The organism is Rhizobium sp. SVR5-2C (assembly GCF_056755115.1).
The window spans coordinates 128,364-137,913 of the sequence record NZ_JBNDHT010000001.1; the positions used below are offsets into that span (position 1 = coordinate 128,364).

General features: G+C 58.7%; 15 protein-coding genes and 4 pseudogenes. 12 read left to right on the forward strand and 7 right to left on the reverse strand.

Annotation, left to right across the window (positions count from 1 at the left end):
- Nucleotides 1–193: 193 nt before the first annotated feature.
- From ACPYOI_RS00685 to ACPYOI_RS00705, 5 genes and pseudogenes are all read left to right on the forward strand, one after another.
- Nucleotides 194–379 (forward strand): annotated as a pseudogene (locus tag ACPYOI_RS00685) (helix-turn-helix domain-containing protein); the annotation flags it as partial.
- 128 nt (nt 380–507) lie between these two features.
- A pseudogene (locus ACPYOI_RS00690) lies at nt 508–759 on the forward strand (nitroreductase family protein); the annotation flags it as partial.
- Nucleotides 760–816: 57 nt separating this feature from the next.
- Nucleotides 817–1,500 (forward strand): FMN-dependent NADH-azoreductase, encoded by a 684-nt coding sequence (locus ACPYOI_RS00695; protein WP_481415525.1) that lies wholly within the window; start codon nt 817–819, stop codon nt 1,498–1,500.
- Nucleotides 1,501–1,589: 89 nt separating this feature from the next.
- Complete coding sequence (locus ACPYOI_RS00700; RefSeq protein WP_481415524.1) at nt 1,590–2,057, forward strand: DUF3788 domain-containing protein; 468 nt, start codon at nt 1,590–1,592, stop codon at nt 2,055–2,057.
- A gap of 162 nt (nt 2,058–2,219) precedes the next feature.
- Nucleotides 2,220–3,116: pseudogene (locus tag ACPYOI_RS00705) on the forward strand (NADP-dependent oxidoreductase).
- A gap of 42 nt (nt 3,117–3,158) precedes the next feature.
- Here the strand turns inward: ACPYOI_RS00705 and ACPYOI_RS00710 are convergent.
- The 3 genes from ACPYOI_RS00710 to ACPYOI_RS00720 form a co-directional block, all read right to left on the reverse strand.
- The gene (locus ACPYOI_RS00710) at nt 3,159–3,434 is read right to left on the reverse strand and encodes a hypothetical protein (RefSeq protein WP_481415523.1); all 276 of its coding nucleotides are present in this window, start codon (nt 3,432–3,434) and stop codon (nt 3,159–3,161) included.
- An 11-nt stretch (nt 3,435–3,445) separates the two neighbouring features.
- The gene (locus tag ACPYOI_RS00715; RefSeq protein WP_481415522.1) at nt 3,446–3,745 is read right to left on the reverse strand and encodes a DUF982 domain-containing protein; all 300 of its coding nucleotides are present in this window, start codon (nt 3,743–3,745) and stop codon (nt 3,446–3,448) included.
- A gap of 70 nt (nt 3,746–3,815) precedes the next feature.
- Complete coding sequence (locus tag ACPYOI_RS00720; protein WP_481415521.1) at nt 3,816–4,292, reverse strand: Hsp20 family protein; 477 nt, start codon at nt 4,290–4,292, stop codon at nt 3,816–3,818.
- A gap of 293 nt (nt 4,293–4,585) precedes the next feature.
- On the opposite strand from ACPYOI_RS00720, the gene ACPYOI_RS00725 reads away from it, so the two are divergent.
- From ACPYOI_RS00725 to ACPYOI_RS00735, 3 genes are all read left to right on the forward strand, one after another.
- Complete coding sequence (locus ACPYOI_RS00725) at nt 4,586–4,756, forward strand: DnaJ domain-containing protein (RefSeq protein WP_481415520.1); 171 nt, start codon at nt 4,586–4,588, stop codon at nt 4,754–4,756.
- Nucleotides 4,757–4,996: 240 nt separating this feature from the next.
- Nucleotides 4,997–5,347 (forward strand): DnaJ C-terminal domain-containing protein, encoded by a 351-nt coding sequence (locus tag ACPYOI_RS00730; RefSeq protein WP_481415519.1) that lies wholly within the window; start codon nt 4,997–4,999, stop codon nt 5,345–5,347.
- Between the two features lie 151 nt (nt 5,348–5,498).
- A complete protein-coding gene (locus ACPYOI_RS00735) occupies nt 5,499–5,723 on the forward strand; it encodes a hypothetical protein (RefSeq protein ID WP_481415518.1) in 225 nt (74 codons plus the stop codon).
- Between the two features lie 3 nt (nt 5,724–5,726).
- On the opposite strand, the gene ACPYOI_RS00740 is transcribed toward ACPYOI_RS00735, so the two are convergent.
- Nucleotides 5,727–6,017: a hypothetical protein gene (locus ACPYOI_RS00740; protein ID WP_481415517.1), complete on the reverse strand. Its 291-nt coding sequence runs from the start codon at nt 6,015–6,017 to the stop codon at nt 5,727–5,729.
- 95 nt (nt 6,018–6,112) lie between these two features.
- Nucleotides 6,113–6,385: an usg protein gene (locus ACPYOI_RS00745; protein ID WP_481415516.1), complete on the reverse strand. Its 273-nt coding sequence runs from the start codon at nt 6,383–6,385 to the stop codon at nt 6,113–6,115.
- A gap of 272 nt (nt 6,386–6,657) precedes the next feature.
- Between ACPYOI_RS00745 and groES the strand changes: the two genes are divergently transcribed.
- The 4 genes and pseudogenes from groES to ACPYOI_RS00765 all read left to right on the forward strand — a co-directional run.
- Nucleotides 6,658–6,972: a co-chaperone GroES gene (gene groES, locus ACPYOI_RS00750; RefSeq protein WP_481415515.1), complete on the forward strand. Its 315-nt coding sequence runs from the start codon at nt 6,658–6,660 to the stop codon at nt 6,970–6,972.
- Nucleotides 6,973–7,030: 58 nt separating this feature from the next.
- The gene (groL, locus tag ACPYOI_RS00755) at nt 7,031–8,659 is read left to right on the forward strand and encodes a chaperonin GroEL (protein ID WP_481415514.1); all 1,629 of its coding nucleotides are present in this window, start codon (nt 7,031–7,033) and stop codon (nt 8,657–8,659) included.
- Between the two features lie 47 nt (nt 8,660–8,706).
- Entirely contained in the window at nt 8,707–8,919 is a 213-nt protein-coding gene (locus ACPYOI_RS00760) for a hypothetical protein (RefSeq protein WP_481415513.1), read from the forward strand.
- A gap of 4 nt (nt 8,920–8,923) precedes the next feature.
- Nucleotides 8,924–9,106: pseudogene (locus ACPYOI_RS00765) on the forward strand (hypothetical protein); the annotation flags it as partial.
- Nucleotides 9,107–9,147: 41 nt separating this feature from the next.
- Here ACPYOI_RS00765 and ACPYOI_RS00770 read toward each other — a convergent pair.
- A complete protein-coding gene (locus ACPYOI_RS00770; RefSeq protein WP_168832231.1) occupies nt 9,148–9,369 on the reverse strand; it encodes a hypothetical protein in 222 nt (73 codons plus the stop codon).
- Nucleotides 9,353–9,550 (reverse strand): hypothetical protein (locus ACPYOI_RS00775; RefSeq protein WP_481422400.1); only part of this gene is annotated, 198 nt, incomplete at its 5' end. The genes ACPYOI_RS00770 and ACPYOI_RS00775, both read right to left, overlap by 17 nt.

Consider the following 9,550-nt stretch of genomic DNA (forward strand, 5'->3'; position numbering starts at 1 on the left):
GGCGATACTCGCCGGCCTTGAAACACGAAGCGACTCGCGACGGTTCGGTCGCGCAAGGCGGTAATCGATTATAGGTCGATCCTTTCGCCGCAGATCACGTGACGAGGCGGGACCGAGATGGTGCCGCCTTCGCCATGATTTGCTTCCACGTCTGAGGACGATCGCGAATAAAGGGTCGCACGCGCTGCGGCCCCTCGATTTGTTGACCGATCTCCGCATGAGTCTGGCAGCCAACGAGTTGAAGAAGCCGGCAGTCAGCACCGAGGCTGTGGCCGAGACGGTCGGGTATCAATCTGTTTCGGCGTTCCGCCGTGTGTTTGCCGAAAGGATGGGGATGACGCCGGGGGAATGGCGCCGACTGGCGCACAATGGCGGCTAGACGCGCGGCCTGAGCGCCACGCGTGTCAGATTGATCCTTTCGCGCATCATATTGAGCGAATACAGTCTCGATATTTTCACCGTCGGCCGTAAATTGGGCTCCGTAATCACTTGATGAGGAGCCACCCAATGAACATCAGCATCGCCTCTAACGAAAAGGCAACCGCCGCACACGCCGAAATCCATGCGCGGACCGCGACCACGCGATCGACGCCGACAAACGCTGTCATCGAAAACATTCTGAGCCGTAGTGCCGCCAAGTACTACGACCCCAACGCCACGCTGAGCGACGATCAGATCCGCGACCTGGTGCGGATCGGCACTTCGGCGCCGACCTCCTTCCACCTGCAGAACTGGCGGTTTATTGCCGTGCGTACACCGGCTGGATCGATCTGAACTCTCCCATCGCAACCTTTTGAACCAGTTGGGATCGATCACATGAACATCCTCCATATTGATAGCAGCCCTCGTCTGGAATCGCATAGTCGCGCGCTTTCGGCGGCAATCGTCGAAAGGCTTCTCGAGGTTGCATCTGGGGCAGGCATCAGCCGGCGTGACATTGGGGCAGACCCCCTGCCCCAAACCGTTGCCCTCTATGCCGCTGCGTTGGCCTCGCCGGCCACGTTGGCCGCCCCGCCGGCGGGTTCTCTCGATCTTTCGGAGGCGCTTATTGCGGAGGTCGAAGCGGCCGATGTGGTTGTTATCGGAACGCCGATGCACAATTTGACTATTCCCTCGGGTCTCAAAGCTTGGATCGACCAGATCCTGCGTGTCGGCCGCACAATGAAGTCGACGCCGGCGGGAAAAGAGGGAATGCTGCGAGACCGGCCGGTGTTTATCGGCGTTGCGTCCGGCGGCTTCTATACTGGTGAGCGAGCCAACCAGCCGGATTTTCTCACGCCCTATCTGTCGGTGGCACTCAGCTCCATTGGGCTGAAGACCCAACAATTTCTCCCATTACAGGGCACTGCTTTCCTCGACTGGGACCATGCGCCGTTAGCGAGGAGCAAAGCGCTCGCTGCTCTCGACCTGACCGCCGTAGAGCACCTGCGAGAATTCCACAATTACCCTGCGGTGCTCGCCAGCGCCGGCAGTCAGTCTCGCTCGCGCCGGCAATCGTAGCCGGGAGCATTCTGAGGACGCACATATACGTTTTGGCGCCAGCGTCCTAACCCTCCGGCCGCCGCCGAACCATGAATGAGAGGCTTCAGATGTTTTCATCAGTTAGTACCCTTTTCAAAGTTGGCGACAGGATCACCGACAAATCAGCACCGCCCGATGACATCGCTGTGCGCGAATGGCTCGGACCGGAGGCATTCGGCCACTGGTCCGAACTGCGGACTTGGATCGACGGGTTTTATCCTGCAGTTTTCGAGCCGGACTGGCTCTACGGCGGCAAGAACCGCGGCTGGTCCTTGCGCTACAAGAAAACCAAGGCATTCACCACGTTGGTGCCGGAATACCGCCGGTTCTCTGCCCTAGTGGTCATGGGCGGAGCAGAACGCGAGAAGTTCGAGGAACGGCGTTACGTCTGGCGCCCGCAATTGGTCAATCTCTACGATGAAGCGAAAACATATATCGACGGAAAATGGCTGACGGTCGGTACCGCCTCGGCAGATGATCTGCACGATGTGAGAGAACTTCTGACAATGAAGCGACCGCCACTGGCGCACAATTGAAGCCAGAAAGACCGGGCTCGTGGCGCGACGTCACACAGGAAGCCGACGTTAAACCTTTGGCCGCGGGCGTCCCGCCGACAGCGATCTGCGTGGGATCGAGAAGACACCTCCACGCCTCTTAAATTACCGAACCAACCAACACACATAGGGGAGTTGATTCTCATGAAAGCGATTGTAGTCGGACCAGGCTGCATGCACGGCCGGAATGAAGCTGGTGGAGCGGCCCGAGCCGCAGACTGCGATAAACGACGTCGTCGTAAAGGTTCACGCGGCGGAATTCGTCAACGCCGAACTCGAATGGCTTCGAGCCGGACTGATCGCTCGTTTCATGATCGGGACGCCATCGATCCTCGGCCATGAGTTGGCCGGCGTGGTCACTGCGTTGGGTTATGGCACCACGGGGCTGTCGATAGGTCAACGGGGGTTCGGCCTATCGGACTGTATCGGGGACGGCACGCTCGCTGAATATGTCGCATAGAGGCTCGCAATCTCACGCCTCTGCCGGGGCGAGGTCGATTTACAGCGGGTGCGAGCCTGCCGATATCTTGCCTGACCGCATGGCAGGGCCTTTTCCAGCATGGTCGCCTTCAGGCGGGGCAAACTGTACTGGCACATGGGGCAGCCGGCACCGTCGGTTCCCTCGTGACGCAGCTTGCGCGGGAAGCGGGAGCCTATGTCACAGGTACCGGACGGGCAACCGATCGTCAGAAGGCCCTAGACTAGGGGGCGAATGAATTCCTCGACCTTGCAAGCGACACGCTGGAAGACGTTGGCGGCGTCGATCTAGGGTTCGACGTACTTGGCGGCGAGTTCAGACGCGGTCGGCGGCTGATCGGAGGAACGCTTGTAACAGCCGTTGGACCGACGGATATTCGTCTGATCGCGCACAGCTTTCCGAGATCGAACATCGGCAAAGTCTCTAGCCTGGGTGATGCGGTCGCGACCTTCAATTCGACTGAGCGGCGCCCGGGTAAGACGGTCATCCGCGTTGCCTTGAGAAACCGAGTGGGCGCGGCGCACGGATCTTTGGAGAGCCAATTGGCTCTCCAATTTGGCTAGGCTCGCCAAGTCGATGAAACAGGCAGCCTGAGATCGCCGAGATCAGAAACTGTACCGCCGGTCGAGCTCTGTGAGCGCAGACTGGATTTCATCGATCGAAACAGGCTCCGGTGTTCCGGGAATATGACGGAACGCCGGCTTCGAATCGGTCGCATAGAAGTCTGAAGCCCATGCCGCCAAAATGGTCCGTTTGTCGTCGGCTGACAGTGCAGTCGCTTTCACCACGTCGATCGGCCGCTGAAGCTGCATGCCCTGGAGCAAGATCGCCGGACCCATCGTCATGGCATTGCTCGCGGCCCGCTGCAACATATCGTGCATGTCGAGCCTCCTTAACGCACGTGCGGATCTCTGTCTCGCCGAAGGTGAGACGCGGCGATGGCATCAATCTCCGGCGCCAGCAAATCGTGCTTTTCGGCAAAGGCGGCAAACAGGCCCCGCGCAGTCTCTGCTTCTATCTCGCCGAGCAGTGCCGCGCGGCAAGCCTTCAGCGCAACCGAATGGGCGGCGTCCCTAAGCGATGGAGGCCATTCGGAAAGATGTCGATAGGCGTCCATGACGCTGCGAACCTCGGCGGGAATGCCAAGGCCGACAAGAATGGACACAGGTTGTTTGAACATGTCGGGTTTCATGACGCTCTCCTTTCCAACCCGCGATGTTGACGGGCGCCGTGACGACGACGCCCTTTCTCCAAAGCTCTGATTAGGCGGCCTTCTGCGCTTCGATCTGCGCCGGGGCGGCCGGGCGTGCAAGAGCCGGATTGGTCTGGATGTCGATCTTCCGCCGCTTAAGGGCCTCCGGGATTTCTCGAACGAGATCGATCGACAGGAGACCGTTCTTCAGTTCGGCGCCGTTCACCCTGACATGGTCTGCCAGCTCGAACCGGTGCTCGAACGGCCGGGCGGCGATGCCGCGATGCAGATAGCCTTCGGACGCCGTCTCCTGCTTCTTGCCGGTGACCGTGAGTAGATTGGATTGGAAGGTGATGTCGAGATCATCCTGGGCAAAGCCCGCCACTGCAATCGAGATGCGATAACTGTCATCACCAGTCTTGACGATGTCATAGGGCGGCCAATCGCTGATCGAGCGGGCGCGCTGGGCATTTTCGAGAAGATTGAAGACCCGGTCAAAGCCAACGCTCGAGCGGAACAAAGGTGCATAGTCGTAAGATGTTGCCATAGCCATATCCTCCTTGAAGCAACATGGGTACGCAAGCGCCGAAAGACGGGCGCTCCAAGCAAGACCAGCCCTGTCTTCAGCGGCTGGCGGCAATCGATCTGGTTTTTGGGATTTTCGGATTCAAGACCACCCGGAAAAAAAATCGACGATCGTTCCAGGTCACGTCAGGGAGATTGCGATTACCCCTGCTCAATTCCCTTGGTGATCGCTGTACGCTGACATTCCCACTCCAAAGCAGAGTTTGGCAACTTATATAGAACGAGAATTGTTATGCCGTTTGCCTGACAGGAGACATGTATGAGCCAAGACGCATACCAGCTTCTGGGCTGAAACCGGATGCGCATCAAAAGGAAATTCAGAGCACATTTCGCAAGCTCGCAAAGAAGTTGCACCCCGACTTAAACCCCGGCGATAAACGTGCCGAGGCAAAATTCAAGGAGATTCCGCTGCGTACGAGCTGTTGAGCGACGAAGAAAAGCGCGCCCGCTTCGACCGCGGTGAGATCGATATGACGGGCGCCGAACAAGCGCCCCGCAACTTCTATCGCGACTACGCATCGGCAGCCGGTCCTGGTGAGCCCCATCACAATGGAGCCGCTGTGCCGATTTTGGTGATGTGGACAATGTTTTCGCGAGCTTTTTTCGCGAAGCGCGGGCCCCGGGTGGGTCTCGATTCGTGCTTCTGGACGCGACCGCCATTTCTCATTGGAAGTCGATTTCTTCGACTCGGCCAATGGCGCCACGACCAAGGTCAGCCTTCCCGCCGGCCCGGCGCTTGAAGTCCAGATATCGGCCGGCACGCGTGACGGTCAGACCCACTACGGGGCAAGGACGATGGTTTCGGGGCGGTCCTGCCGGCGACGCACTGATCGATATCCCACCCGCTTTTTCACCCGCGATGGCGACGATATCCGCCTCGACCTGCCAGTCACGCTCAGCGAAGTCGTGCTTGGCGGCAAGGTGCGCGTGCCGACGCCCTCCGGCCCGGCAACGTGGTCCTGCCGCCCAATTCCAGCAGCGGAAAGGTATTGCGCATCCGCGAAAGAGTATGGATGATTTGATCATGGGCGATCGCGAATTCCGTCATCGCCTCAAGATCGAGGCGACTGAGCTGGAACTGTGGATCGAGTAGGGTTGCCTTACACCGCAGATCGCCGAGGACCAGCGCGACTTCGGGGATGCACATGTTGCCCGCGCGCGCCTGATCTTGGACCTGACGCGCGACATGGGGGTCAACGAGGCGGGCGTTGATGTTGTGATGGATCTCGTCGATCAGTTCCACAGCCTTCGCAGCGTCATGCGCGATCTGGTCTTGGCTGTTAGCAGACAGGATGCGGCAGTGAAGCAACGCTTGCATGCCGCCTTGGACGGACCGACGCACAATCTTCATAGTGCCACGATCGTGTGGGGAACTGAAGGAGCCGTGAAGTAGTCCTTAGTGCACGGCCTTGCTCACCATCCGGTAGGGATGCACGGCATTGAATTGCGAGATCATGGTAGACGCCTGAAGCAGCACGCGCTCGGCGTTCTGAACATTGTCGCGCGCCAGCTCGTCGGCGTTGACGCGGATTGCCTGCGCCATGTTGGCCGAAAGTGCGGCAAAGTGGCGGTTGCCTTCGACATAGGCCTCGTGTGCGGTACCCTCCAGAACGCGCGCAATATCGGCAAAGACCTCTTCTCGCTCCTCGATGCTGAGGTCTTTCATCATTTGAATTTTCTCTTCCATTTCGGTCTCACTCTGAACAGGCGTGCGATGCTGACCGAGCCCTTGCCCCCTCGATCGGGGAAAAAGCTAGGAAGGGAAAAATGTGGTTTCAAGCCTCAGTGCAGCTTGAACTCGCCTTCAACGCGGCGCCATTCGTTCGGTCCGATCAGACGCTGATGGGTATAGCGGACGGAATGCAGCGGACCGTCGAGGCTCGTCTGCCAGAAGCCCAGGAACTTGTGCATCTCGGGAAAATCGGGCGCGAGGTCGTAGTCCTGCCAGACATAGGTCTGTAGCACGGACTCGAAATCGGGAATGCGGTAGAGGATGTGTGCGGTGGTCAGACCATAGCCGTTGAGTTGGCGCTCCAGATCCGATGAGAATTGCATGCTTCATCTCCGTTTCATAACACTGTGAAGGTGGCTCAAAATTGTATACCCATCAACCGATTTTAAACGTAAGAAGCCCGTTTATTGTTCCTTTCCAGCATGTTAGCAGCAGCTCGTTACGAGTGCTAATTTTTCTTCTCCACCCTCTTGAAAAGAGAAAAAACCAAAAATAAGTTTTTCGCGCGAACGCTCAGACGAGGTTCGCACCCGCCCGGACTGGTGTCCGGTCCGGCAGGGAACAACGTCATCTTTTTTGCTCAACGGAGGAAAACATGTCGTTCCGACCGCTTCATGATCGCATTCTCGTCCGCCGGGTCGAATCCGAAGAAAAGACCAAAGGCGGGATCATCATTCCCGATACCGCCAAGGAAAAGCCGCAGGAAGGCGAAGTCATCGCCGTTGGTCCTGGCGCGCGCAACGATGCCGGTCAGCTTCAGGCGCTCGACGTCAAGGCGGGAGATCGCATCCTGTTCGGCAAATGGTCCGGTACCGAGATCAAGATCAACGGCGAAGACCTGCTGATCATGAAGGAAAGCGATGTCATGGGCATCATCGAGGCACAGGCCGAGCAGAAGAAAGCCGCCTAAGAGCGCAATCCGTAGATCCAACCACCGGTCAGATAGCTGCCTATTGAGGAGTTAAAAAATGGCTGCGAAAGAAGTCAAATTCAACACCGACGCCCGTGAACGCATGCTGCGTGGGGTCGATGTGCTTGCCAATGCCGTGAAGGTCACCCTTGGCCCAAAAGGCCGCAACGTCGTCATCGACAAGTCCTTCGGTGCTCCACGCATCACCAAGGACGGGGTTTCGGTCGCCAAGGAAATCGAACTGGAAGACAAGTTCGAGAACATGGGCGCCCAGATGCTGCGCGAAGTCGCGTCGAAGACAAACGACCTGGCCGGTGACGGCACCACGACAGCGACTGTACTTGCACAGGCTATCGTCAAGGAAGGCGCCAAGGCGGTCGCTTCTGGTATGAACCCGATGGACCTAAAGCGCGGCATCGACATTGCTGTCGAGGCCGTCGTCAAGGAACTGAAGACCAACGCTCGAAAGATCACCAGCAATTCCGAGATCGCTCAGGTGGGCACAGTGTCGGCCAATGGCGACGCCGAGATTGGTCGCTATCTTGCCGAAGCGATGGAGAAGGTCGGCAACGAAGGCGTCATCACCGTCGAGGAAGCCAAGACCGCCGAGACCGAACTCGAAGTGGTCGAAGGCATGCAGTTCGACCGCGGCTATCTCAGCCCCTACTTTGTCACCAACCAGGACAAGATGCGCGTCGAGTTCGAGGATCCCTACATCCTGATCCACGAAAAGAAGCTTTCGAACCTGCAGACCATGCTCCCGGTTCTCGAAGCTGTCGTTCAGTCGTCCAAGCCGTTGCTGATCATCGCTGAAGACGTCGAAGGCGAAGCACTTGCGACCCTCGTCGTCAACAAGCTCCGCGGCGGCCTCAAGATCGCTGCTGTCAAGGCTCCGGGCTTCGGCGACCGCCGCAAGGCCATGCTGGAGGACATCGCCATCCTGACGGGCGGCACTGTCATCTCCGAAGATCTCGGCATCAAGCTTGAAAATGTCACCCTCAACATGCTCGGCCGAGCCAAGAAGGTATCGATCGAAAAGGAAAACACCACCATCATCGACGGTGTTGGCTCCAAGGCTGAGATCGATGGTCGCGTTGCACAGATCCGTGCGCAGATCGATGAAACCACCTCCGACTACGACCGCGAGAAGCTGCAGGAACGTCTTGCCAAGCTCGCTGGCGGTGTCGCCGTTATCCGCGTCGGCGGTTCAACGGAAGTCGAAGTGAAGGAGAAGAAGGATCGCGTTGACGACGCCCTGCATGCCACGCGTGCCGCCGTCGAGGAAGGCATTTTGCCAGGCGGCGGCGTTGCACTGCTGCGGGCGGTCAAGGCACTCGATAATCTCACGACCGTCAACCCGGACCAGAAGGTCGGCGTAGAGATCGTCCGCCGCGCGATCGAAGCACCTGTTCGCCAGATCGCCGAGAATGCCGGTGCAGAAGGCTCCGTGATTGTCGGCAAGCTGCGTGAGAAGGCCGATTTCTCCTACGGCTGGAACGCGCAGACCGGCGAGTACGGTGATCTCTACGCTCAGGGCGTCATTGATCCGGCCAAGGTCGTGCGCACCGCGCTCCAGGATGCCGCTTCCGTTGCCGGTCTGCTGGTGACGACGGAAGCGATGATCGCCGAAAAGCCCAAGAAGGATGCCGATCCGGCCCTGCCCGCTGGCGCCGGCATGGACTACTAAGAAGGCGTGCCCGCCGCGAAAGCGGCGGGCGTTCCTTGGAGCGGCAGATGACGAGCAGTCATCTTTCGAGGGAAGACCTCCGCATATGTGTCGATGTCGTCAAGACCATCGCGCGCGAACGCGGGATTGCAAAGGACCCGGCGGCCGTCGCCGAATTGATGACGGCTGTCGGCCGCTGCTTCAAAAGAGGCATCCGAGTCCACGACGAACTGGTGGAGGCCATGAGGGCCAACGCCTCGCAGGAAGCGCCCGGTCAATGACGCACCGGGCGCTTTGCAAGTCAGTTTCAAGGAGCCGCATCTGCCGTCATTCCTCGACGAGGTGATCCTGCGGCGCCTGCGGATCGGCGATGGCGTGGCCGACGTCGCCATCCGCCGCTCCGGCCGTCAGGTCGTGGTCGACGTCCTCGATCGCCGAGGCGATGTTCGGGTGGTCACGATGGCATAGGCCAGGCAGCAACTCAAAGGAGGCGGGGTCGCCCGCCTTGCCTATTCCGGCTCCTCTTCATTTGAGACCAACAGATCGATCAGGGCGGCAACTCTGCCGGTCGGCAGAGGCCGCCCTTCACCCATCAAGGCTTCGTCATTGTTAGCCCACGCAAATGCCTCAGCGAGTTCAGCCGCCGTCGCACCTGTCGCCCTGACCTCCGCCACCAGAATTTCATCGACAGGCCCAAGAATGGCGATGACGTCTTCAGATGTCATTGTCATATCCACTCTCCTTTCTCTTGTCTTGCTCTAATGTGGTGCGACCAACAAAAAAATCATTTCCTATGTCAGGCAATTCCACTCCTCTTGAAACGGCAAGCCACTGGATTATATCAATATTGTTCGATTGCCCAATGGGAATCGACAAGTCCAGGAAGCGGCCAAGTGCTCTTGGCGTCTCCTT